The organism is Brevundimonas sp. AJA228-03 (assembly GCF_017795885.1).
Lineage (GTDB): Bacteria > Pseudomonadota > Alphaproteobacteria > Caulobacterales > Caulobacteraceae > Brevundimonas.
Genome location: NZ_CP059297.1, coordinates 1,538,436 through 1,562,512, shown reverse-complemented (window position 1 = coordinate 1,562,512; position 24,077 = coordinate 1,538,436). Strand labels below are relative to the sequence as shown.

Annotated in this window: 21 protein-coding genes; 9 read left to right on the top strand and 12 right to left on the bottom strand. The window is 67.9% G+C overall.

Features of this window, described 5'->3' with window-relative positions; translation table 11 throughout:
* Positions 1-2: 2 nt before the first annotated feature.
* The 3 genes from pstA to HZ989_RS07745 all read right to left on the bottom strand — a co-directional run bounded on the left by pstA (position 3) and on the right by HZ989_RS07745 (position 4,266).
* A complete protein-coding gene (gene pstA, locus HZ989_RS07755; RefSeq protein ID WP_209320296.1) occupies positions 3-1,298 on the bottom strand; it encodes a phosphate ABC transporter permease PstA in 1,296 nt (431 codons plus the stop codon).
* Positions 1,291-2,733: a phosphate ABC transporter permease subunit PstC gene (gene pstC / locus HZ989_RS07750; RefSeq protein WP_209320295.1), complete on the bottom strand. Its 1,443-nt coding sequence runs from the start codon at positions 2,731-2,733 to the stop codon at positions 1,291-1,293. The genes pstA and pstC overlap by 8 nt, the downstream gene beginning before the upstream one ends.
* A 150-nt stretch (positions 2,734-2,883) precedes the next feature.
* Positions 2,884-4,266 (bottom strand): ATP-binding protein, encoded by a 1,383-nt coding sequence (locus HZ989_RS07745; protein ID WP_209320294.1) that lies wholly within the window; start codon positions 4,264-4,266, stop codon positions 2,884-2,886.
* Positions 4,267-4,442: 176 nt separating this feature from the next.
* Here HZ989_RS07745 and HZ989_RS07740 point away from each other — a divergent pair, with 176 nt between their 5' ends.
* The gene (locus tag HZ989_RS07740) at positions 4,443-6,728 is read left to right on the top strand and encodes an ATP-binding protein (protein ID WP_209320293.1); all 2,286 of its coding nucleotides are present in this window, start codon (positions 4,443-4,445) and stop codon (positions 6,726-6,728) included.
* 6 nt (positions 6,729-6,734) lie between these two features.
* On the opposite strand, the gene HZ989_RS07735 is transcribed toward HZ989_RS07740, so the two are convergent.
* Together HZ989_RS07735 and aceA are read right to left on the bottom strand one after the other, a co-directional pair.
* Positions 6,735-6,944 (bottom strand): hypothetical protein, encoded by a 210-nt coding sequence (locus tag HZ989_RS07735; protein WP_209320292.1) that lies wholly within the window; start codon positions 6,942-6,944, stop codon positions 6,735-6,737.
* 20 nt (positions 6,945-6,964) lie between these two features.
* Positions 6,965-8,245, bottom strand: coding sequence for an isocitrate lyase (gene aceA / locus HZ989_RS07730; protein ID WP_209320291.1), 1,281 nt, complete (start codon positions 8,243-8,245; stop codon positions 6,965-6,967).
* Positions 8,246-8,405: 160 nt separating this feature from the next.
* Here aceA and HZ989_RS07725 point away from each other — a divergent pair, with 160 nt between their 5' ends.
* Genes HZ989_RS07725 through HZ989_RS07715 form a run of 3 tightly spaced genes read left to right on the top strand, consistent with a single transcriptional unit; the run spans position 8,406 to position 10,490 of the window.
* The gene (locus HZ989_RS07725; RefSeq protein ID WP_209320290.1) at positions 8,406-9,833 is read left to right on the top strand and encodes a short-chain fatty acyl-CoA regulator family protein; all 1,428 of its coding nucleotides are present in this window, start codon (positions 8,406-8,408) and stop codon (positions 9,831-9,833) included.
* 40 nt (positions 9,834-9,873) lie between these two features.
* Complete coding sequence (locus tag HZ989_RS07720) at positions 9,874-10,212, top strand: hypothetical protein (protein WP_209320289.1); 339 nt, start codon at positions 9,874-9,876, stop codon at positions 10,210-10,212.
* Entirely contained in the window at positions 10,209-10,490 is a 282-nt protein-coding gene (locus tag HZ989_RS07715) for a type II toxin-antitoxin system RelE/ParE family toxin (protein WP_209320288.1), read from the top strand. The genes HZ989_RS07720 and HZ989_RS07715 overlap by 4 nt, the downstream gene beginning before the upstream one ends.
* Here the strand turns inward: HZ989_RS07715 and HZ989_RS07710 are convergent.
* Positions 10,469-10,630, bottom strand: a complete 162-nt coding sequence (locus HZ989_RS07710) for a hypothetical protein (protein ID WP_209320287.1) — start codon at positions 10,628-10,630, stop codon at positions 10,469-10,471. The two genes, HZ989_RS07715 and HZ989_RS07710, sit on opposite strands and share 22 nt — an antisense overlap.
* Before the next feature lie 318 nt (positions 10,631-10,948).
* On the bottom strand, positions 10,949-11,959 hold the full coding sequence (locus HZ989_RS07705) for a YafY family protein (RefSeq protein WP_209320286.1): 1,011 nt from the start codon (positions 11,957-11,959) through the stop codon (positions 10,949-10,951).
* A 91-nt stretch (positions 11,960-12,050) separates the two neighbouring features.
* On the opposite strand from HZ989_RS07705, the gene HZ989_RS07700 reads away from it, so the two are divergent.
* A complete protein-coding gene (locus HZ989_RS07700; RefSeq protein WP_209320285.1) occupies positions 12,051-12,275 on the top strand; it encodes a hypothetical protein in 225 nt (74 codons plus the stop codon).
* A gap of 2 nt (positions 12,276-12,277) precedes the next feature.
* Here the strand turns inward: HZ989_RS07700 and HZ989_RS07695 are convergent, their stop codons facing one another.
* Together HZ989_RS07695 and HZ989_RS07690 are read right to left on the bottom strand one after the other, a co-directional pair.
* Entirely contained in the window at positions 12,278-12,697 is a 420-nt protein-coding gene (locus HZ989_RS07695; protein ID WP_209320284.1) for a DUF1801 domain-containing protein, read from the bottom strand.
* A 14-nt stretch (positions 12,698-12,711) separates the two neighbouring features.
* Positions 12,712-13,815, bottom strand: a complete 1,104-nt coding sequence (locus tag HZ989_RS07690) for an acyltransferase (RefSeq protein WP_209320283.1) — start codon at positions 13,813-13,815, stop codon at positions 12,712-12,714.
* 385 nt (positions 13,816-14,200) lie between these two features.
* Here HZ989_RS07690 and HZ989_RS07685 point away from each other — a divergent pair, with 385 nt between their 5' ends.
* A complete protein-coding gene (locus HZ989_RS07685) occupies positions 14,201-15,487 on the top strand; it encodes a lytic murein transglycosylase (protein WP_209323070.1) in 1,287 nt (428 codons plus the stop codon).
* Between the two features lie 130 nt (positions 15,488-15,617).
* Here HZ989_RS07685 and cysS read toward each other — a convergent pair whose 3' ends face one another.
* Entirely contained in the window at positions 15,618-17,027 is a 1,410-nt protein-coding gene (gene cysS, locus HZ989_RS07680) for a cysteine--tRNA ligase (protein WP_209320282.1), read from the bottom strand.
* Positions 17,028-17,180: 153 nt separating this feature from the next.
* Between cysS and folE the strand changes: the two genes are divergently transcribed.
* The gene (gene folE, locus HZ989_RS07675) at positions 17,181-17,795 is read left to right on the top strand and encodes a GTP cyclohydrolase I FolE (protein ID WP_209320281.1); all 615 of its coding nucleotides are present in this window, start codon (positions 17,181-17,183) and stop codon (positions 17,793-17,795) included.
* Between the two features lie 148 nt (positions 17,796-17,943).
* On the top strand, positions 17,944-18,381 hold the full coding sequence (locus HZ989_RS07670; protein ID WP_209320280.1) for a biopolymer transporter ExbD: 438 nt from the start codon (positions 17,944-17,946) through the stop codon (positions 18,379-18,381).
* Between the two features lie 62 nt (positions 18,382-18,443).
* Here HZ989_RS07670 and HZ989_RS07665 read toward each other — a convergent pair whose 3' ends face one another.
* Positions 18,444-19,901, bottom strand: coding sequence for a mannitol dehydrogenase family protein (locus tag HZ989_RS07665; RefSeq protein ID WP_209320279.1), 1,458 nt, complete (start codon positions 19,899-19,901; stop codon positions 18,444-18,446).
* Entirely contained in the window at positions 19,898-21,313 is a 1,416-nt protein-coding gene (gene uxaC, locus HZ989_RS07660) for a glucuronate isomerase (RefSeq protein ID WP_209320278.1), read from the bottom strand. Before uxaC ends, HZ989_RS07665 begins: the two co-directional genes overlap by 4 nt.
* A gap of 261 nt (positions 21,314-21,574) precedes the next feature.
* Here uxaC and HZ989_RS07655 point away from each other — a divergent pair, with 261 nt between their 5' ends.
* Positions 21,575-24,025 (top strand): TonB-dependent siderophore receptor, encoded by a 2,451-nt coding sequence (locus HZ989_RS07655; protein ID WP_209320277.1) that lies wholly within the window; start codon positions 21,575-21,577, stop codon positions 24,023-24,025.
* The last annotated feature ends 52 nt before the right edge of the window (positions 24,026-24,077 follow it).

Here is a 24,077-nt window from a genome sequence, read left to right as displayed (position 1 = left end):
ACTTACCACCGGCGTTCAAAGCGCCGGCGCAGAAGGATCGCGGCGGCGTTCATGACGATCATGAAGGCGAGGAGGACCAGGATGGCCGCAGCCGTCCGTTCATGGAAGGCGCGCTCGGACGCGTTTTCCCAGATATAGACCAGCGACGGCAAAGCTCCGGCCGGCGCCGTCACCGAATCGGGAATGCCCGGCACGAAGCTGACCATGCCGATCAGCAGCAGCGGCGCGGTCTCGCCGAGCGCATGGGCCATGGAAATGATGGTGCCCGTCAGGACGCCGGGCATGGCGAGCGGCAGGACGTGGTGGAACACGGTCTGGGTCCGGCTGGCCCCCATGGCCAGGGCCGCCTCGCGGATCGAGGGTGGCACCGCCTTCAGGGCCGATCGGGTGGCGATGATAATGGTCGGCAGAGCCATCAGGGCCAGCACCAGGCCGCCCACCAGCGGAGAGGACCTGGGCAGATGCGCCCAGTTGATGAACAGCGCCACCCCCAGCAGGCCGTAGACGATCGACGGCACCGCCGCGAGATTGTTGATATTGACCTCGATCAGATCGGTGATCCGGCCCTTCCTGGAAAACTCCTCCAGATAGACCGCCGCCCCGACGCCCAGCGGGATGGCCAGGCCTGCGGTGACCATCAGCATCAGCGCCGACCCCACGACGGCACCCAGAACCCCGGCCAGCTCCGGCTCGGTCGAGTCGCCGTTGGTGAACAGCAGGGTGTTGAAGGTCGTCGAGACCGCGCCGTCGCGTTTCAGCCCGTCCAGCCAGGCCATCTGTTCGTCGGAGACCTTGCGCTGGTCGGCGGGCGTCTCGCGGGTGACCTCACCCTTGTAATACAGGTCCGCCTCGTCCGAGACGGGCGCGGTGACGGTGACCGTCTGGCCGATCAGGGCCGGGTTCTGGCGGATCATGGCGGCGGCACGGAACTTCAGTTCCGAAGACAGCAGGGCACGGTAGGCCGTTGCCTTCGAGCCGCGCTCGTCATCGGTGACGCCCAGCCTGGCCAGCGACTGCTGGGCGACCATCTGCTGGAAATTGGTGCCCTGCGGATAGGCGCGGTCGATGCGGGCGGGGTCCATATAGACCGGCACGGTGATCTGGTTGGCGTAGAAGGCCGTGTGGCCCTGCTCGACGATGCGGCCCAGCAGCAGCATCAGGAAGCCGATCGCAACACCGATGGCCAGCAAGCCATACAGCCTGAACCGGCTCTCGCGGGCATAGCGCGCCTTCAGGCCCCGTTTCAGCAGGCTGTCGCGGGCGTCTCCGGCCAGAACGTCTGATGTGACCTCAGTCATACTGTTCCCGATAGGTCTGGACGATGCGCTGGGCGACGATGTTGAGGACCAGGGTGACCAGGAACAGGGTCAGGCCCAGGCCGAAGGCGGCGAGCGTCTTGGGACTGTCGAACTCCTGGTCGCCGGTCAGCAGGGTGACGATCTGGACGGTCACCGTGGTCACCGTGTCCAGCGGGTTCAGCGTCAGCCTGGCCGCCAGACCCGCCGCCATGGCCACGATCATCGTCTCGCCGATCGCCCGCGACATGGCCAGCAGCAGCGCCCCCGCGATGCCCGGCAGGGCGGCGGGCAGCAGCACGCGCTTGACCGTCTCGGACTTGGTCGCGCCCATCGCATAGGAACCGTCGCGCAGGGACTGGGGCACGGCGTTGATGATGTCGTCGGACAGGGAAGACACGAACGGGATCAGCATGATGCCCATGACGGCCCCGGCCACCAGCGCCATCTGGTTCTGGACCAGCAGCAGATACTGACCGATCCCGTCCAGCGGGCCGCCCACCAGCAGCGCTCCGATGCCGTTGAAAAACTGGCGGAATGCCGGCCCCACCGTCAGGGCGGCGAAGAAGCCGTAGACCACGGTCGGGACCCCGGCCAGGATTTCCAGCAGCGGTTTGGCGATCCCGCGCGACAGGCTGCTGGCGTATTCCGACAGATAGATGGCCGAGAACAGGCCGACGGGCGCGGCCACGACCATGGCGATCAGCATGATCAGGAAGGTTCCCGCGAACAGGGGAACGGCACCAAAGGCACCGGACGATCCCACCTGATCGGCGCGGATCGCGATCTGCGGGCTCCACTGGGTGCCGAACAGGAAGTCGGTGACCGGCACGGCCTGGAAGAAGCGAAGGCTGTCCCACAGCAGGGAGAAGACGATGCCGACGGTCGTCAGGATCGCTACGGCCGAACAGGCGAACAGCACGCCGGCGATCCAGCCTTCGACCCGGTTCCGGGCCCGCAAGCCGGGCTTGATCTGGCTGTAGGCGAACAGGCCACCCATGATCGCAGCCAGGATCGCGGCGGCGACGGCGCCCCAGACCAGCGTGTCGTGGATGCGGCCGGCACGGGCGGCTTCGGTCACCAGCGCCTGACCCAGGTCACCGGGCCAGGCCTGGAGCGCGCGTCCGCCCTCGCCCACGACGCGGGCGTCGTTCATGAACGCTTCGCGGCGGAAAGGCTCGAGCGCGCTCACCGCTTCGGGCGATCCGGCTGCGATCAGAGTGTGTTCGATGGTCCCCGAGAAGACGCCGGCCGCGATCACCACGACCAGCGCCGGCACCGCGACCCAGATCAGGGCGTAATAGCCGTGCTGCTGAGGCCGCGAATGGGGGCTCTGACCCTTGGGCACATCGCGGGCCAGGCGCTGGGCACGACTGCGCCCGAGGCCATAGGCCAGGGCCGCCATCACAGCCAGCACGGGAAGGAAGAACCAGATCATCACGCCCCAGAACACCGCATTCTGGACCCGTACGCGCCAGAATCAGACCGCGCCGAGGATCGGCGGGTGTCGGCGCGGAACCTGCCCGCGGATGGTCAGCGGATTACGACGACTGGATGACAGTTCTGCAACGACGTTGGCCGGACGGCTTCAGGACGCCCGTCTTTCAAGCAGCAACGGGAAATAGGCGGTGAACAGCGCGCCCTCGCCCGGCGCGCTTTCGACGATCAACCCGCCCCGGTGGCGATTGACGATATGTTTGACGATGGCGAGGCCCAGACCCGTTCCCGCCCGTTCGCCGCTCTTCTGACCCTCGACGCGATAGAACCGCTCCGTCAGACGCGGCAAATGCTCGCGCGCCATGCCGGGCCCGTGATCTCGCACGGAAATGGCCGCATAGCGGACGCCGACCTCGCGATCCGGGGTCAGCAGCGACAACCGGGTCGCCCCCGGCATCCGCGACGCCGTGACGCGCTCCGCGTCCAGATCGGGCTCCAGGCCAATCTCGACGATCGACCCGGTCGTGGAATATTTGATCGCATTGTCCGTCAGATTCTGGATCACCTGAAGGATTTCGTCCCGATCACCGGTGATGCGGGCCTCGTCGGCGGCGACCAGATGGATGGCGACGCCCTTGTCCTCCGACAGGACGCTCAGGGCATCCGCCACGTCGGCGGCGGCAGCGCCAAGATCGACCCGGCCGGAGGGCGGGATGTGTTCGTTCAGCTCGATCCGGCTGAGCGACAGCAGGTCGGCCACCAGCCGGCTCATGCGTTCGGCCTGGGCGGCCATGATGTCCAGGAACCGGTCCCGCGCGGCGGGATCCTCGCGGGCATGCCCCTTCAGGGTTTCGATGAAGCCACTGAGCGAGGCCAGCGGCGTGCGCAGCTCATGGCTGGCGTTGGCCAGGAAATCGACCCGCATCAGCTCCATGCGACGCACATCGGTTTCGTCGCGCAACCCCAGCAGGGCCAGCGGCGAACCGTCCGGCGACGGCAATGGACGCACCCAGGCCTTCCAGTGGCGCGTACGTGACCCTCCGGCGGCATAGTCGATGGTGCGGCTGATGCCTCCGAACAGAGCCTCGTCGATGGCTTCCAGAACATTGGGATCCCGCATCGCCGAGACCAGCAGCATCCCCTCGCGTGGCACCCGGAGCAGGTCACGCGCCGCGCTGTTGGCCAGCACGATGCGACGCCCCGCAATGTCGTCGGCCTCACCCCCGCTGATGATCAGTACAGGATCGTCCAGGGCCTCGAACACGGCGTCCAGAAGCCGCCCATCCTCGACACGGCCGACCGAGGTCGGCGTGTCGGCGACGGAAGTTTGCCCCGCCGTCTGAGGATTCCGACTGCCGAGCCAGGTCACCAGGGCGACGATGGACGCGCCCCCCACCAGCCAGGCCGCAATGTCCGGGCGGGCTGCGGCGATCACCAGCATCACCACCACCGCGACCCCGCCGGTCGTGCCCGACGTCCACAGGCGCGAAGACGCCGGGGGGGCGACCGGGAATGAGGGATCATCGAACGGCATGGACGGCAAAGCGCTCCAAAGGTCGTCGGCCGTCACGGACCGACGAGCCTGCCTAGCATCATCCGGATACGGCACGATGACGAACCCTCGTCATCGAAACAGGGATTCGCCGGAAACCGACCCGTTTTTTTACCTATTGTGGTCATGCCTATCTTCTGAGTGGAGAAGATGCGCTTTTGCCCTGGATCGTGAACTGTCTGACGGTGATGCATGACGGGCGGCTGACGCTGCTGGCGGCCTCCGTTTGTCTCACCGGACTGGCGACCTGCATCACCCTGGTCGACATGGCCCGCCGCTCGTCGCAGCGGGATCGGGTTGCCTACGGCGCGCTGGCAGGCGTGGTCGGCGGGCTGACGGTCTGGGCGACACATTTCCTGGGCATGCTGGGCTATCGGTCGGCCGAGACCCTGCATTACGACACAGGGGAAATGCTGCTGTCACTGGCCATCGTCATGGTCGGCATGGCCCTGGGCATCGCACTGACCCTGAGCAGCGATTCACGGTTGACCCGCGCCCTGGTGGCCGCCCTGGGGGCCTGCAGCGTCGCCGCGATGCATTTCACCGGCATGGCCGCCCTTCGCATCGACGGAGGCGTCGCGGTCTGGGACGCCACGACGGTGGCGGCAGCGGTGACGCTGAGCGTGCTCATCGCCCTGTGCAGCGCGATCTGGAAACCTCGTGACGGCTGGTGGCGGATACCGGTCCATACCGCGTTCGCCTTCACCAGCGTCTTCGTCCTGCATTTCGGCGGCATGGCGGGCCTGACCATCGTGCCCGATCCGAGCGAGGGCGTTCCGGCCTCGGCGATCGACCAGACAGGCATGCTGGCCTGGGTCGTCGGGGGAGCGACGCTCGTGATCACCATGGCCGCGCTGGTCACCTTGATGAGCCTCTGGGGCCGAAGCAGCTCACTGAGTCAGCTGCGCGAGGCGATCGACACGATGCCGGACGGCCTCGGCTTCTACGATGCCCAGGACCGGCTGGTGATCTGGAATACTCGCTATGCAGAGGTCAACGCCGAGCTGGACTCGGCGTTGAAGATCGGCGTCCGGTTTCGCGACATGCTGCAGGTCGGTCTCGACCAGGGCCTGTACGCCGAAGCGGTCGGCCGCGAGCAGGCGTGGATCGAGGAGCGCCTTGCCGCGCGCCAGCGGCTGTCCAACACCCTGGAACAGAAGGTATCCGGCGACCGGTGGCTACGCGTTCAGGATCGCAGGACCGCCCAGGGCGGGATCGTCACCGTGGTCAACGACATCACCGATCTGAAACGCGACGCCCAGGCGCTGGCCGAGGCGCGCGATGCGTCGGAGGCGGCGAACCGGGCCAAGTCCGAGTTCCTGGCCAATATGAGCCATGAAATCCGCACGCCCCTGAACGGGGTCATCGGCCTGACACAGGCCTTGGCCAGAACGGATCTGACCCACGACCAGCGCGAGATGCTGAACCTGATCCAGTCGTCGGGAGTCACGCTTCAGACCCTGCTGAGCGACATCCTGGACCTGGCCCGCGTCGAGTCCGGGCGGCTGGAGATCGCGGACGAGCCCTTCGACCTGAGACGCGCGATCAATGAGGCTGCGCACCTGTACGGTGCCCCGGCCGCCGAAAAGGGGTTGCAGTTCTTTGTCGAGATCGACCCCGCCGTCTCGGGCTGGGTGCGCGGCGATGTGGTTCGGCTCAAACAGGTCCTGACCAATCTGGTGTCGAACGCGGTCAAGTTCACCACCCAGGGGTTCGTCAGCCTGACGGCCTCGACCGGACACGACCGGACCGGTGCGGCGATCCTGCGCTTTACCGTCGAGGATACCGGCGTCGGTTTCGACGCGGAAGCCAAGGCGCGACTGTTCACGCGGTTCGAACAGGCCGATGGCACGATCACCCGCCGGTTCGGGGGCACGGGCCTGGGTCTGGCCATCTGCCGCCAGCTGGCGGACATGATGGGAGGGCAGCTGGACTGCGAAAGCGAGGCCGGGGGCGGCTCGGCGTTCATCCTGACCTTGCCCCATATCCCGGCCGCGGCCCCCGTGATCCAGCCGATCGAGCCGGTGTCCCCGGTCGACGCGGACGCGCGTCGCGTGCGGGTCCTGATCGCGGACGACCATCCGACCAACCGCAAGGTGGTGGAGCTGATTCTGGGTCAGGCCCCGGTCGATCTGGTCATGGTCGAAGACGGGGCGCAGGCCCTCGACGCCACCAGGGCCCAGCCCTTCGATCTGATCCTCATGGACATGCAGATGCCGGTCATGGACGGGCTGACGGCCGTTCGCGAGATCCGGCTGCATGAAACGACGCAGGGGGCGCCCCGTACGCCGATCGTCATGCTGACGGCAAACGCCCTGCCCGACCACATCGCGGCCGGCAAGGCGGCCGGCGCCGACCGGCATCTGGCCAAGCCCTTCGATGCGGCCGAGCTGATCGCCCTGGTCAGCGAGCTCGGCGGCGAGAGACAGGCCCTCGCCGCCTGACAGGCCCTATTCGTAGCCGTGGGCGGCTTCGTTGATGACCTGTGACGGCATCCGCGAGAAGTCGACGGCGACCGGCATGGCGGCCTTGGCCTGGAAGGTCTTGATGACGTGCTCCAGACGGCGGCGGACTTCCTTTTCGGATTCCGAACCGGGGTCCAGATCCAGGGGGGCCAGGCAGAAGTCGATGATGGCCTGGGGGCGGCTGATCGGGTCCATGGGTGTCTCTCCTGGTGTTTCTATTCGGCCGCGACGAACTGCGCGGTTTCGGTGGATTCCTTCATGGCGGTCGTGGAGGACTGCCCGTTGGAAATGACGGTGGCGACCTGGTCGAAATAGCCGGTGCCGACCTCGCGCTGGTGACGGGTCGCCGTGTAGCCGATGGCCTCGTTGGCAAACTCGCGCTGCTGCAGCTCGGAATAGGCCGCCATGCCACGGTCGCGGTAGCCGTCCGCCAGCTCGAACATCGAATTGTTCAGGGCATGGAAGCCCGCCAGGGTCACGAACTGGAACTTGTAGCCCATGGCCCCCAGCTCGCGCTGGAACTTGGCGATGGTCGCATCGTCCAGCTTGGCCTTCCAGTTGAACGACGGCGAGCAGTTGTAGGCCATCAGCTTGCCCGGATACTGCTTCTGGACCGCCTCGGCGAACCGCTTGGCGTCCTCCAGATCGGGGTGGGAGGTTTCCCACCACAGCAGGTCGGCGATGTTGGCATAGGCCAGACCGCGGGCGATGCAGTGGTCCAGACCCGTGCCTTCCTTCAGGCGGAAGAAGCCCTCGGGCGTGCGGTTGTCGCGGTCGATGAAGGGCTGGTCGCGCTCGTCGATGTCGGAGGTGATCAGCTGGGCGCTCTCGGCGTCGGTGCGGGCGACGGTGATGGTCGGCGCGCCCATGACGTCGGCGGCCAGGCGGGCGGCGATCAGGTTGCGCTCATGCGCCTGGGTCGGGATCAGGACCTTGCCGCCCAGGTGGCCGCATTTCTTTTCGGAGGCCAGCTGGTCCTCGAAGTGGACGCCGGCGGCTCCCGCCTCGATGAAGGCCTTCATGATCTCGAAGCTGTTCAGCGGACCGCCGAAGCCGGCCTCGGCATCGGCGACGATCGGCACGAACCAGTCGCGCTTTGCCCCGCCCTCGGCATGCTCGATCTGGTCGGCGCGCTGCAGGGTGCGGTTGATGCGGCGGCACAGCTCGGGCGCGGCATTGGCCGGGTACAGGGACTGGTCCGGATACATGGCGCCGGCGGTGTTGGCGTCGGCGGCGACCTGCCAGCCCGACAGATAGATGGCCTTCAGGCCCGCGCGGACCATCTGCATGGCCTGGTTGCCGGTCACGGCCCCCAGGGCGTTGATGTAGGGCTCGGAATGCAGCAGCTCCCACAGGCGGTTGGCGCCGCGCTCGGCCAGGGTGTGGGTGATCGGCACCGAGCCGCGCAGCTTCAGCACATCCTCTGGCGTATAGGGGCGCTCGATGCCGTCGAAACGACCGGCGGGGGATGGGACGAGATCGGCGAAGGTGGTCATGGCGCGGCTCTGGGATCTGAGGAGGCCGAAGCGAACGTCGCGGCGGCCCGACCATCAAACACGGGCCTGTCACTTTTGATACACGCAGATGACCGCGTGCGAAGTCATCTTGTCATGATGTGACGCTTGAATTCTTGTCATGTTGTGACAAGCTGGGCCGATGGATGTTTCCGCCGACCGCAAACTGTTCCTCGGAGCCCGGGTCAAGCGGCTGAGGCGCGACCGGGGCCTGACCCAGACGGCCATGGCCGGGGACCTCGGCGTCTCCCCCAGCTATCTGAACCATATCGAGCGCAACCAGAGGCCGGTCTCGGCGCAACTGCTTCTGCGGCTGGCCGATGCCTATGACGTCGATCTGCGGACGCTCGGCCAGACAGGGGTGGCGGGCGAGGCGGACCTGGCGGAGGTGCTGGCCGACCCCCTGTTCAAGGGGCTGGAGGTGCCGCGCCACGAGCTGGTTCAGCTGGTTGACGACGCGCCCGGGGCCGCCGAGGCGATCGTGCGGCTGTACCGGGCCTTTGCCGAGCAGCGCGACAAGACGCGGGCCGCCCTGATCGAAGGTGGACAGGCCGCGGACGCCCCCTCCCCCGCCGACTGGGTGCGCGACCATGTGCAGTCCCGGGCCAACTATTTCCCCGAACTGGACGGACTGGGCGAGACGCTGCACGCGGCGCTGGATCCGAACATGACCGGCGAGGGGTGCGAGGCGCTGGCGCGGGTCCGGCTGGCCACGCGGCACAATCTGGCGGTCAAGGTCATGCCGGCCGAGGTGATGGTGGAATGGACCCGCCGGTTCGATCCCCACCGGCGACGGCTGCTGCTGTCGGAGACCCTGGACCATTCCTCGCGCGCCTTCGCCATCGCCTATCAGCTGGCCCTGGCCGAGCACGACGCCGGGCTGAACGCCCTGGCCGATGCGGCCCGGCCGCCGGATGCGACGACGCGGGCCCTGCTGAAGGTGTCGCTGACCAACACCCTGGCCGCCGCCATCCTGATGCCCTACGCCGCCTTCCAGCGGATGGCCGAGGCGACCGGCTATGACATCGCCCGGCTCCAGACCCGGTTCGCCGTCTCGTTCGAGCAGGTCGCCCACCGCCTGACGACCCTGTCGCGGCCGACCGCGCGGGGGGTGCCCTTTTTCCTGATGCGGGTCGACCAGGCGGGCAACGTGTCCAAACGCTATGCCGCCGGTGCCTTTCCGTTCGCGCGGTTCGGCGGAGCCTGTCCCCGGTGGCGGCTGCATTCGGCGTTTCGCACGCCGGGACGACTGGTCACACAGATCATCGAGACGCCGGACGGCCGACGCTGGTTCACCCTGGCCCGCACTGTCGATCGCCAGGGGCACGACGGGTTCGGCGAACGCTATGACCTGGCCATCGGCCTGGGGTGCGAGCTGAAGGACGCGCATCGGCTGGTCTATGCGCGCGGGCTGGACCTGACGGCCCCCGAGGTCACGCCCATCGGCCCCGCCTGCCGCCTGTGCCACCGCCATCCCTGCGCCGAGCGCGCCGCCCCGCCGGTGGACCGGGTTCTGGCCGTCGACGACTGGTCCAAATCGGTCAGCCCCTATCCGTTCGGGGCGGCGTAAGGCCGTTTTCCGGCGCAACCGGATGTGGTAGGCTTGGACCATGACAACCTCATTAGATCTCACGCTCGGTGATGCCCTGCTGGCCCGCGTTCGAGCCGCCGCCGCCGAGGCCGGAATGTCCCCGGAAGCCTGGGTGGCCGTCGTGATCACCGATACTCTAGCCAGGCAGGGCGTCAGCGAGGACGCCGCACCGTTCGACGCGGCCGGGGAAGACCCCGTCATGCTCGACACGCGCACGCCCGAAACGGTCGCCTTCCAGCACGCGGCCGCCCTGGCAGCGATTGAGGAGTACGACCGGACAGGAGTGTCGCATTCCATCGAGGACGTGATGGCCGAACTGCGCGCGGACCTGGAAGCGCGGCTGGCCGCCAAGGCATGAGCCTTCGGATCATCGTCGCCCCGGAAGCCCGGAGCGACCTCTTTCGATTGAACGCCTTCCTGGCCGAGAAAAGCGAGGGGGCGGCCCTGCGGGCGATGGACGCGGTCGAGGCCGCTTGGCCGGTCCTGGGCGATTGGCCCCTGCAGGGGCGAGAGACAGTGTCTGGTTTGCGAGAGTTGAAGATCCCTTTCGGCGACAGCGGCTATGTCGTGCAGTATCGGGTCGATCCCGAGCACATCGTGATCGCCCGGGTCTTTCACATGCGGGAGGATCGCTGAGGTTCGACGGCGCGCGCCCAGAAGGTGGAGGGCGGGAATCCGAACCGGCGACAGACATGGCTGCCCGTCGCGCCGTTCAGATACATGTCCCGGGCCAGGGTCCAGGTGTCGTCGGGGGTACGGGTCGCGCTGTCGGTCATGCCGGAAAGCCTGCCACGCGCCTGCGTCAGAATCGGACGTGGCCCTGTAACCCCTCTCCCGGCGGGAGAGGACGGAGGCCAGAACCAAACGACATTCAGCCTTCCCGTGGACTTGTCATCCCGGCCGTAGCGTAGCGAAGAGCCGGGACGCGGCATCGTGAGACCGGCCCTCCCGGAAATCGCGCCAGCGATTGTCCGGGAGACAGTCTGACCGCACTCCACCGTCTCCCGGACAGCCGCTTCGCGTCTTCCGGGAGGTCGAAGGAGGGCGTCCTGCGTCCCGGATAATCGCTGGCGCGATTTCCGGGATGACAAGGTTCAATGTCGATGAACCTGGTCCGGCGCGGGAGCCGCCTCCAGCGCCCTCTGCGCCGCCGCCAGTTCTCCCGCCATGACCGCCTTCAGCCGGTGGGGGGCGAGGATCGTCACCTGGTCGCCCCAGGTGAACAGGTGCCAGGCCAGTTCGCGCATGCCGGACGCGCGGAAGCGGACGATGACGGAGCCGTCGGGCTGGTCTTCCAGCGACTGGGTCGGGTGCCAGCGCCAACCCCTCGCCTCGGCCGCCCCTGCCGGGGTGACCGACAGGACCACATCCTCGATCTCGTCCTGATAGATGCCGAAGGACTGGCTGGCGAAGGCCGACAGGTCGAAGGCGGCGGGCGGCGGGGCGAAGCCGGGCTGGGCCTCGACCGCGCTCATCCGGTCGAGGCGAAAGGTCTGGACCTTGCCGCTGTCGCGGTCGGCGGCGACCAGATAGTTGGCGCGGCCGAACATGACACCGCACGGGGCCACGGTCCGCCTGCGCGCCTCCGCCCCGGGCCGGGCATAGATGAAGGCGAGCGGCGACTGGGCCAGAATGGCACCCCGGATCGTGGCCAGCATGGTCTCGTCGGCACCCGGGCGCGGCCCGGCCTGGACGGCGATCGTCTCGGCCCGGACCAGGGCCTCCAGATCGGGGGCCAGGCGGTTCAGGGTGGTCGATCGCATCGCCGACTTCAGTTTCCGCTCCAGTCCCTCCAGCGCCGCCGCGCGGCCCGGCTCGCCCGCCGCCCGCAGGGCCTGGGCGGCCCGGTTCAGCTCGACCAGCTCGGTCGTGGTGGGGGCCTGTTCGAAGGCGGACAGGCCGCCCCGGATGCGCCAGCGCTTCTGCGGCGGATCGGACACCTCCTCCGTCGCCGGAAACAGCGCGATGACGGCGTCGCGCATGCGCTCGGCGGTGCGACGGCCGACGTTCAGGTCCCGGGCCATCTCGTCCAGGCTCAGCCCCTCGGCCGAGGCGGCCAGACGGCGGGCCAGTTCCAGCACCATGGCCGCCTTGTCATGCCTCATAGGCCCGCTCCCAACCGATACGTCCGATTTTGACGTATCACCGTCCTAGACCTCGATCAACGACAAGACATCGCTCAACGGAGATCGTCCCATGGTTCACGCATTCGCCCCTCAAGCCGCCGTCAACGCCACCCGCTATCTGATCGTGCCGTGCGAGGCCGAGGGCTGCGCGGATCTGGCCATCATCTGGGACCGACTGGAGGAACAGGTGATCGACGTCATCGATGCCCGCGCCTCGGCCCGCTATTCGGACGAGGACGCCCTGTGGGACGAGGCGCGCGGCTGGCAGGACGCCGAGCTGCGCCTGGCCGCCTGATTTCAGGCCGGATAGCGGGCCTGAAGCGTCTCGATGCTTCCCCGCGCCATCTCGACCAGAACATCCGGGTCGATGTCGGACAGCCGGTTGACATAGACGCAGCCCTTGCCGGTCTTGTGCTTGCCCAGCCGGCTCAGGACATCGGCGCGGGCGGCCTCGCCGGCGGCCATGTAGAAGACGAGATTGGCCTTGCGCGGCGCGAACCCGACCAGGGGCGCGTCGCCTTCGTGGCCGCTGTCGTAGCGATAGTGATAGCGGCCGAAGCCGATGATCGACGACCCCCACATGGTCGGGGCCAGCCCGGTCGCCCGGGCCAGCAGGGCCACGACCGCCGCCGCGTCCTCGCGCCGCCGGGGGTCCTCGACCGCCGCGATGAAATCCTCGACCGACACGGCCGTCGGTCTGGGCTTTGCCTCCGCCATCAGACGCCTCCTCGTCAGGGCTCCACCTTGGGCCGCGCCGTCCAGCGGTCGATCAGGCGCTGGGCGGGGGTCTCGACCAGGCGGTGCGCGACCAGGGCCAGCAACAGGATCAGGCCGAACAGGGCCACGGCGAACAGATCATTGACCCAGACGGAGCCGAAGTCGATACGCCGCCCGCCGGGCACCCAATCGATCCTGCGCGCGACGATCATCAGCACCGTCAGCACGAACATGTGCACCATGTAGATGGCGAACGACCAGCGGCCCAGGGTGACCAGGGCGGGGTGGTCCAGAACTCTGGACAGGGCCCCCTCCTCGCCCGCGAAGACCCAGACGAGGACGAGGAAGATCAGCGTCACGGCGACGGTGATCGGGCCGGTGGCCCATCCGATGAAGAGGCAGATCGCCATGACAGCCGCCAGTTCCAGCGCCGTCGCCGCGTGCCCGTTCAGACGCGGAATGCGGGTCCAGACGCCCTGGAGCAGACAGCCGAGGAAGAAGCCATAGACCGCTCGCGGCACGGCGAAGTCATAAGTGGTGTTCATCCAGCGCCGGGCCCAGGCGAGGACCATGACGGCCCCGATCAGGGCCAGGATCGCCCCGATCCACCGGAACCGCCGGGGCGCGACCAGCACGAGCCCTGCGAAGATCAGATAGCAGGCGACTTCGGCGCTGAGCGTCCAGGCCGGGCCGTTCCAGGTCAGGAACGGCAGGACGTGCCAGGCCTGGACCAGCAGCAGGTTGGCGAAGATCGCTTCCACCGACCGGTCGCGCACGAACGGCGGCGCGCCGTCGATATGGAACCACAGCCGGGCCAGCTCCAGCCCGATGAAGGCGGCCAGCATCAGGACGTGCAGCGGCCAGACCCGACCCAGCCGACGCACCATGAACCGTCCGGCGTCGCGGGGCGTCTTCAGCCGACCGGCATAGGCGTGGGCGATGACGAAGCCGGACAGGACGAAGAAATAGTCGACGAACAGATAGCCGTGCTGGACCAGGCCCCAGTCGCGCCAGTGGCTGGCGACCGGCATGTGGAACATCACCACAAGCACGGCGCAGATGCCGCGCAGGGAATCGAGGGCCTCGAAACGGCGGGGAATGGCGGCGGCGGCGTTCACGCGGTCGTGATAGCGCCGCAGTCCCGAAAACGGTAGCGCGCAAACCGCGCTCAAGCAGCGAGCGACCGCGTCGCGAGCGGTAGCGCCTGTATTGCGCTCAAGCAGCGAGGCTCCGCGAGCCGAGCGGTAGCGTTCTTGAAAAGGGGATGGAGGCCTGGCCTCCGAGTTGAACGGAGGGTCTACGGGTTTGCACGCCCGTTGCGTCGCCCCTCCGCCACCAGGCCGTGTCCGAGAGCCCGGGCATCATGAACGGCAGGGTTTGAAAGTGTCCTCGCGAACATGGTTGACGACGCGTTCACCCTCTGGCCGCAACGGTTGGCCATAGTGGCGCGCTATTTGTATGGACCATTGGCAGGCCGGACCGGTCGTGGAGACTCAAGATTTCATGCGCTTCGACTATCGCCTTGCCCTGATCGCCTGCGTCTCCGCCTGCGCGCCCATGCTGCCGGCGGCTCCACCCGTCGCGCCACTCGCGCCGGTCCCCGCGAGCCAGCCGCCACGCGGAGCCGGGTCGGCCACGACGCCACCGCCCGCCCCGGCGCAAACCAGCAGCGTGGATCAGCCGGGGTTCGAGGGCTGGAAACAGGGCTTCCTGAACAGGAAGGGCGGTGCGCGACGCGCCCAGTACGAACAGCAGCTGGCCAACCTGACGCCCGACCCCGAGGTCATCCGCCTGGACAGCAACCAGCCGGAGTTCAGCCGCCCGGCCGGCGCCTATATCTCGAACGCCGCCTCGGCCGCGCGAATCGCCGAGGCACGCCGTCGCATCGATGCCGTGCCGTGGGGCGTGACCCGGCAATACGGGGTTCCGGCCGAGATCCTGGTCGCCATCTGGGGCAATGAATCCAGCTTCGGCCAGGTCCAGGGCAACAGCGACGTGATCCGCTCGCTCGCCACCCTGGCCTTCGAGGGACGCCGCCGCGACTGGGCCGAGGGTCAGCTGAAAGACGCGCTGGACATCGTCATCGACGGCAGGCGCGAGCGCGCGGGCCTGCTGGGCAGCTGGGCCGGGGCCATGGGCCAGACCCAGTTCATGCCGGACAACTATCTGCGGCTGGGCGTCGACCAGAACGGCGACGGTCGCGTCGACATCTGGGGCACGGAGGCCGATGCGCTGGCGTCGGCCGCCAACCTGCTGGCCCAGGCCGGCTGGAAGCGCGGCCAGGCCTGGGGCTATGAGGTCGTGCTGCCGTCCGGCTTCGACTATTCGCTGGCCGAGGCGGACGGCCGTCCCTGGAGCGACTGGGCCCGGCGCGGCGTGACCCTGGCCCACGGCGGCGCGCCGACCGCCGAGGAGGCAGCCGAGACGGGCACGATCCTGCTGCCGCAGGGCGCGCGCGGTTCGGCCTTCCTGGCCCTGCCCAACCATTACGTCATCCGGCGCTACAACAACTCGGCCAGCTATGCCCTGGCCATCGGACTGACCGCCGACGGCGTCGCGGGCAAGCCAGGCCTGGTCGGCACATGGCCGAACGACGAGCCCATCTCGCGCGAGCAGCGCTTCGGAGCCCAGACGGCCCTGGCACGCCTGGGCTACGACCCCGGCGGCATCGACGGCGTCATCGGCTCGGGCACGCGACGGGCGCTCAGACAATGGCAGATCGCCAACGGGCGGATCGCCGACGGCTATCTGACGGCCGCGATCGCCGACGAGCTGATGCGGGGAATGTAAGGCCTTTCTCCCTCCCCTGCGGGGGAGGGTGGTCGGAGCGAAGCGGAGACCGGGTGGGGGCGGCAAGGCAGGCCTCACGGACCTGCGTCCGCACCGCCGGCCCTCCCCCGCAGGGGGCGGAAGAAGGGCCCTACTCCTTCAGCCGCCAGGTCGCCCCGGTCGGGCCGTCCATCACCACGACATTCAGCGCCGTCAGCCGGTCGCGGATGCGATCCGCCTCGGCCCAGTTCTTTTCGGCCCGCGCGGTGACCCGCTCCGTCAGCAACGCCTCGACCTCGGCCTTCAGGGCATCGTCGGCCCCGCCCTCGAACCACTGGTCCGGCGTGGACAGAAGCACACCCAGGATGCGGCCCGAGGCCAGCAGCTCGGCCTTGGCGATGCCCACCGCATGGTGATCGCCCGCCGTCATCGCGCGCTCGATCTCGCTGGACAGGGCGAACAGGGTGGCCATGGCTCCGGGCGTGTTCAGGTCGTCGGAGATGGCGGTCAGGAACTCTGGCGACGGCATGTCGCCGAGCGGTGCGACATCGGCGGCCCGCCTTAGCGCGCCGTACAGGCGGTCCAGATTCTTTCGCGACTGGTCCAGCAGCGACTGGTTCCAGTCCAGCGGCTGACGATAGTGGGCGCTCAGCAGGGCCCAGCGCACGACCTCGCCCGGCATGGTCTGCACCAGGTCGTGCAGCAGCAGGACGTTGCCGACCGACTTGGACATCTTTTCCGCATCGACGGTCAGGAAGCCGTTGTGCATCCAGTAGCGGCTGTATTCCGCATGGGCGCGATCGCCATGGGCATGGCCGTGGGCGCAGACCCCTTGCGCGATCTCGTTCTCATGGTGGGGGAACACCAGATCGATCCCGCCGCCGTGGATGTCGATCGGCAGGCCCAGAACCTGTTCGATCATGGCCGAGCATTCGATATGCCAGCCGGGCCGCCCCTCGCCCCACGGTGACGGCCAGGACGGCTCGTCCGCTTTCGAGGGCTTCCACAGGACGAAGTCGTGCGGGTTCTTCTTGTAGGGGGCGACCTCGACCCTGGCACCCGCGATCATGTCGTCCAGGTTCCGGCCCGACAGCGCGCCATAGGCCGGATAGCTGGACACGTCGAACAGCACATGCCCCTCGGCCGCATAGGCGCAGCCCTGGTCGACGATCTGGCCGATCTGCCGGACGATGGCGTCCATATGGTCGGTGACGTGGGGGGCGATGTCGGGCGGCGTGACGTTCAGCGCCGTCATGTCGGCCAGATAGGCGGCCTCGTAGCGGGCCGTGACCTCGCCGATCGGCACCCCTTCCCTGAAGGCCCGGGCGTTGATCTTGTCGTCTACGTCGGTGACGTTGCGGGCATAGACGACGCTGTCGGCCCCGTATTCGCGCCGCAGCAGCCGCACCAGCACGTCAAATACCACCGGCGGCCGCGCATTGCCGATGTGGGCGAAGTCATAGACCGTCGGCCCGCAGACATAGAGGGTCACGCGCCCGGGATCGCGGGGCACGAAGGCCCGTTTCTGGCGTTGCAGGGTGTCGTGAAGGAAAAGCGTCATTTTGAAGCGTTGCAGTTCGTTTTCTTGCGGGATGGAGCCTGCGTCCCATATAGCCGTGTCGGTCCGGCGAATAGCTGCGGCCATGAACAGGGAGAGCGACGCGCGTCAATCCGGGACCTTCGTCCCGGCGCTACTGGTCGCTGAAATCATCTTATGGACGCACACGCCTCCAGGCCGACCCTCGTCGGCAACGATCATCTGACCCGTCCGACGCGCGAGGAGGCCCTGGCGGCCGTCCGCACCCTGATCGCATGGTCGGGCGACAATCCCGACCGCGAGGGCCTGCTGGACACGCCCAAGCGCGTCGTGGACGCCTACGGCGAGTGGTTCGAGGGCTATACCGCCGATCCCGCCAGGGAACTGAGCCGCACGTTCGAGGATGTGCAGGGCTATGACGACATGGTGCTGCTGCGCGACATCGAGGTCGAAAGCCATTGCGAGCACCACATGGCCCCGTTCCTCGGCAAGGCCTATGTCGCCTATCTGCCGACCGAGAAGGTCGTGGGCATCTCCAAGATCGCGCGTGTGGTGGAGATCTTCTCCAAACGCCTGCAGACCCAGGAAACCCTGACGCAGGAGATCGCCGGCGCGCTGGAGGATCACCTGTCGCCGGCCGGGGTCGCCGTGCTGATCGACGCCGAGCACCAGTGCATGACGACGCGCGGCGTGCACCACCGCCACGTCTCGACCATCACCACGCGGTTCACCGGCCGGTTCAAGTCGGATCCGGCCCTGATCGAGCGCTTCCTGAAGCTGGCCAAGGGCTGATCTTCGCCTGATCGGCGAAAACGACGCCGACGGCACCGACGGACGCCCGAGACCGCTTTACAAGGCGGGCGCCAGACGCCAGAAACCGTTCGAACCGTATCGCGCCGCTCGTGGCCCTTGCCCTGAGCCTGCATGGAGAAGACTTCCTATGGCTGCCAAGCTCTCAGGCTCGCAGGGTGGCAAGACCATCCAGCAGAACGCGGACATCAACGTCACGCCGTTCGTCGATATCATGCTGGTGCTGCTGATCATCTTCATGGTGGCCGCGCCTCTGGCCACCGTGTCGATCCGCCTCGACCTGCCGCCGGCGACGCCGCCGGACCCCAGCGTCGAGCAAAAGGAACCGGTCTACATCTCCATCCAGGAAAGCGGCTCGATCTTCATCGCCGACCAGCAGACGGTCCTCGAGACCCTGGTCCCGGACGTGTGCGCGGCCCTGGGCGGCGGCAATCCGGGCTGCAAGGAAGAGCGGATCTTCGTGCGCGCCGAGCCGGAAGTGAAATACAACCAGTTCATGGAAGTCATGAACGCGCTGCAGGAACAGGGCTTCTACAAGGTCGGCCTGCTGAACGAAGACATCGAATAGGCGACCCGCCATCGACCCGATAGAGGCCGCGTTTCGTGAGAGACGCGGCCTTTTTCCTGCGCTCAGCCCAGGGCAGCGACCACGCCCCGGGTTTCGATCCCGGACAAGCCCGCCCCGACGGCGGCGATGAAACGTTCGTCGGTGCCAAGCGGCGCTCGCACGAGGCTGGCCAGACCCGCCACGGCCCGAACCCGCGCATCGGGGTCCGCCGTGCCTCGAAGCGCATCGGCCAGGACATCGGCCATGGGATCGTCGATCCCATAGGTCTCGCCCGCTTCGGTCACGCCCGCCTGCCAGCGAATCCAGCCCGCGACCCCCAGGGCCAGGGCCTCGATCCCCTGCCCGGCGGCCAGTCGGTCCGCGATCGTGGCCAGCAGGCGCTGCGGCAGCTTCTGTGACCCGTCCATGGCGATCTGGCGGGTGCGGTGTTGAAGGGCCGGGTTGAGGAATCGGGTCATCAGGTCAGCGCGATAGGCGGCGATGTCCAGTCCCGGCGGCGGGCTCAGAGTGGTCTGGGCCTCGTCCCAGAGACGCCCGACGAAGGCCGCGAAGGCCGGGACGGCCACGACCTGATGCACGAAGTCATGGCCGGCCAGACCGCCCAGATAGGCCATGGCGGAATGGGCACCGTTCAGAAGCCGCAGCTTGGCATCTTCCCAGGGCGCGACGGCGTCCGTCAGCTGCACGCCCAGGCTGGCGAAGTCCGGGCGAGGTCCACAGAACCGGTCTTCGATCACCCACTGGGTAAAGGGCTCGGTCTTGACCATACCCCGATCCTCCAGGCCGAGCCGCGCCGTCAGGGTCGCCACGTCGTCCGACGTGGTCGCAGGAACGATCCTGTCGACCATGGTGGCGGGAAAGGCCCCCTCTTCCGCGATCCAGGCCGCCAGACCGGCATCGATCCGCCCTGCCATGCCCAGAACCGCGGCCCGCACCCGCGCGCCGTTGTGCGGGAGGTTGTCGCACGACACGACCGTGAGGGGCGGCAGGCCCCGCCGCCTGCGCTGGGCCAGGGCCGCAACGAGGAAGCCCGGAGCGGTGCGAGGCGCACCGAGGTCCGCGAGATCGGCGGCGACGTCCGGATCGGACTCGATCAGCGCCCCGGTCGCCGGGTCCAGCCGGTAGCCCTTCTCGGTGACAGTCAGGGTGACAATGTGGACCTCGGGCGAGGCCATGGCCTCGACCACAGCGGCGGGTCCCTCGGGTGCCACGAGCACGCTCTGGATCGCGCCCACGACACGGACGTGCTCGGTCTCGCCATCGCGGACGACGACGCTGTAGAGGCCGTCCTGCGGCTGCAACTGGTCGCGCACGCCTGCCGAACGCAGCGAGACGCCCAGCACGCCCCAGCGCAAATCTCCGGACCTCAGCGCGTCGTCGAACACCACCGCCTGATGCGCCCGGTGAAAGGCTCCGATCCCCAGATGGACCACACCGATCCTGACCCTGGCCCGGTCGTAGCCCGGGCGTTCGATCGCGCCCGGCAGACCGGCGAGCGTCGCTTCGGACAGCCGCGTCACAGCCTGTATGCCGCCTTGACCAGGCCATAGGTCAGGGCATGGGCGACCTCGTGCGCCTCGTCCTCCTCCAGCCGGTGCTCGACCACCAGTCGGGCCAGATGGCCGCAGTCCATGCGCCGGGCCACGTCGTGGCGCGCCGGGATCGACAGGAAGGCGCGGGTGTCGTCGTTGAAGCCGACGGTGTTGTAGAAGCCGGCCGTCTCGGTGGCCTGTTCGCGGAACCGCCTCATGCCCTCGGGGCTGTCGTGGAACCACCAGGGCGGGCCCAGCCGCAGGGCCGGATAGTGACCGGCCAGGGGGGCCAGTTCGCGGCTATAGGCCGTTTCGTCCAGGGTGAAGACGATGATGGTCAGGCCGGGCTCGGAGCCGAACCGGTCCAGCAGCGGTTTCAGCGCGCGGACATAGTCGGTCTGCGTCGGGATGTCGGCCCCCTTGTCGCGGCCGAAGCGGGCGAAGACGGCGGCGTTGTGGTTGCGGAAGCTGCCGGGGTGGAGCTGCATGACCAGCCCGTCGTCCAGGCTCATCGCCGCCATTTCGGTCAGCATATGCCCGCGGAACAGCTCGGCCTCGCAGGGCGTCACCGGACCGGCCACGACCTGGGCGAACAGGGCGCGGATGTCGGCATCGGACAGGTCGGCTGTAAAGGCCGTCGGGTGGCCGTGGTCGGTCGAGGTCGCGCCATGGGCGGCGAAAAAGGCGCGGCGGTTGCGCAGCGCGGCGAGGTAGCCGTCCCACGTCCGGGTGTCCTCGCCGGTGATCCGGCCCAGTTCGTCCAGATTGGCGTGGAACCCTTCGAAGTCCGGATCCAGCACCGGGTCCGGTCGAAAGGCGGTGACCACCCTGCCCTTCCAGCCGGAGGCCTGGATCGCGGCATGATGGCTCAGCGGATCGAGCGGGCTCTCGGTCGTGGCGATCAGTTCGATGTTGTAGCGCTCGAACAGGGCGCGGGGCCGGAAGGCGTCGGTCTTCAGCGCCGCGTCGATGACATCGTAATAGTGATCCGCGGTCTCGGCCGACAGGCGGACGTCGAGTCCGAAGGCCTGGGTGTAGACCCAGTCATGCCACATCCGCGACGGCGTGCCCCGGAACAGGTGATACCGTTCGGCGAATCGCCGCCAGATGGCGCGGGGGTCCGTCTCCACCGGACCGCCGTCCGCGCGCGGCACGCCCAGATCCTCCAGCGGCACGCCCTGGCTGAACAGCATGCGAAAGACATAGTGGTCGGGGGTGATCAGCAGCTCCGCCGGATCGGCCCAGGGTGCATTGGTGGCGAACCAGGCGGGGTCAGTATGGCCATGGGGGCTGACGATCGGAAGATCGGCGATTTCGGCATGCAGGCGACGCGCGACGGCGCGTGTGTCCGCATCGGCCGGAAACAGCCGGTCGGGATGCAGGTGAAGGGGCTGGGGCATGGGCGAGATCCGGTTCGGGGCGACGACGATGTCGTCCCGTCGGCCCGAGGATTAGCTCGACACCGGTGTCATGGTCCAGTTGCGAAACTCGGCATGGTCAGCGACATGGGGATCGTCTCGTAGGACGAGGCGTGCGCGATCCGGTCATCCGGACCAGGCCGCGGACCGGCGCTGCAAACGATTGTTGCAATCGATTGCATTTTGACTTAGCCATAACACTGCGGACCCGATCGAGAGGTCCGGGCACATGGGGAAGACACGATGAAACGCACGGGAACCGTCTGCGCCGCCGCCTTGCTGGCCGCGCTGAGCACCAGCGCCTTCGCACAGAGCACGACGCCGCAGCAGACCGATCAGGAAGTGACGAACCTTGACGAGATCGTCGTCACGGCCGTCGCCGGTTCCAGCACCACGCTGCGTTCCAGCGTCTCGGTCACGACCCTGAACGCCGAGGCGGTCGAGGACCTGGCCCCGCGCTCGACGGCCGAAATCTTCCGCAGCATCCCGGGCATCCGCTCGGAATCCTCCGGCGGTGAAGGCAATGCCAACATCGCCGTGCGCGGCCTGCCGATCTCGACGGGCGGTGCGAAATTCCTCCAGATCCAGGAAGACGGCCTGCCGATCCTCGAGTTCGGCGACATCGCCTTCGGCAATGCCGACATCTTCACCCGCTATGATGCTACCGTCGCCCGCGTCCAGGCGGTCCGGGGCGGCTCGGCCTCGACCTTCGCCTCCAACTCGCCGGGCGGCGTCATCAACCTGATCACGGCGACGGGCAGCCAGGAGGGCGGCTCGCTGGCCCTGACGCGCGGCATCGACTTCGACACCACGCGCGGCGACTTCCAGTACGGCGGACACATCACCGACGACCTGTACGGCTCGATCGGCGGCTTCTATCGCTCCGGCGAGGGAGCGCGCGACGCCGGCTATACGGGCGAGAGCGGCGGCCAGATCCGCGCCTCGCTGACGAAGGAGTTCACCAACGGCTATCTGCGGGTCAGCGCCAAATATCTGAACGACCGGGCGATCGGCTATCTGCCCTCCCCGATCCGGGTGACGGGCACCAACAGCGACCCGAACTGGGGTCCCCTGTCCGGCTATGACGCCTCGTCCCAGACGCTGCATTCGGCCCTGTTCCAGGTCAGCCCCGGCCTGAACGGCGACAACGGTCCGCGCGTCTCCGACATCAAGGACGGCATGCACCCCGAAGTCCTGTCGGCGGGCGTTGAAGCCAGCTTCGACGTCGGTTCGGGCTGGACCCTGACGGACCGCTTCCGCATCGCCTCTGCCTCGGGCCGGTTCGTCTCGCCCTTCACCGCAGGCACGGGCTCGGTCTCGAGCATCGCCGCCGGCATTGGCGGGGCGGGATCGACCGCACGCTATGCCAACGGGGCCAGCGCCGGACAGCTGGTTTCGGCCAACGCCAACGGCAACGGCCTGCTGGCACAGATCGTCCTGTTCGACACCGAGATCAACGATTTCGGCAACATGGCCAATGACCTGAAGCTGGAGCGCGAGTTCCAGGCGGGCGGCGGCACCCTGAAGACGACCTTCGGCTACTATCGCTCCAGCCAGAGCATCGACATGGACTGGCTGTGGAACTCCTTCCTGCTGGAAGTGAAGGGCGACAATGCCGCCCTGGTCGACGTGTTCAACTCGGGTGGGGTCAAGCAGACCCAGAACGGTCTCGTCGGCTATGGCGCGACCTTCTTCGGCAACTGCTGCCGCCGCTCGTACGACACCGACTATACGATCGACGCCCCCTATGCGGCCCTGAGCTGGGAACGCGGCGACCTGATCGTCGACGGCTCCATCCGGTTCGACAACGGCAAGGCGACCGGCAGCTTCGCCGACGGCATCGTGACGACCCGCGACATCTCGGGCGACGGCGTCATCCAGCGGCCCGAAACCCAGGTCACCCAGATCGATTATGCCAACACCAAGCCGGTCGACTATGACTGGAACTACGTGTCCTATTCGATCGGGGCCAACTACCAGCTGAACGCCGACACCGCCGTGTTCGGCCGGGCCAGCCGCGGGGGCCGGGCCAATGCCGACCGCCTGCTGTTCGGGCCCGCGATCCTGGCGTCGGGCGACATCCGCAGCAGCGACGCCGCGGTGGACATGGTCGATCAGTACGAGGCCGGGGTCCGTTATCGCAACGGCGCGGTCCAGTTGTTCGCCACCGCCTTCCTGGCCAAGACGGAAGAGACCAACTTCGAGGCCACCAGCCAGACCTTCACCGACGCCGAATATGAGGCCAAGGGCATCGAGGTCGAGGCCTTCTATCGTGCGGGCGGGTTCGATTTCTCGGGCGGGGTGACCTACACCAAGGCCGAGATCACGGCCGACCGCCTGAACCCCGCCAATGTGGGCAACACGCCGCGCCGTCAGGCCGACTGGGTGTTCCAGGGCACCGGCAGCTACACCTGGGGGGCCTTCCGCGTCGGGGCCAATGTCGTCGGCACCACCGATTCCTACGCCCAGTTCGACAACAAGCTGGTCCTGCCGGGCTATGTCATCGTCAATCCGTTCGCCAGCTATGACCTGACGGACGACCTGGCCCTGACGCTGAACGTCAACAACGTGTTCGACGAGTTCGCGGTCACCGAGAGCGAGGAAGGCTCGATCGTGCCGAACACGACCAACATCCTGCGCGCCCGCACCCTGAACGGACGGACCGCCAGCGTCAGCCTGCGTTACCGCTTCTAGACCTCCTGAACGCAGCCTCAGCCCTGCGGTCAAACTGTCGCGCGATCCGGCC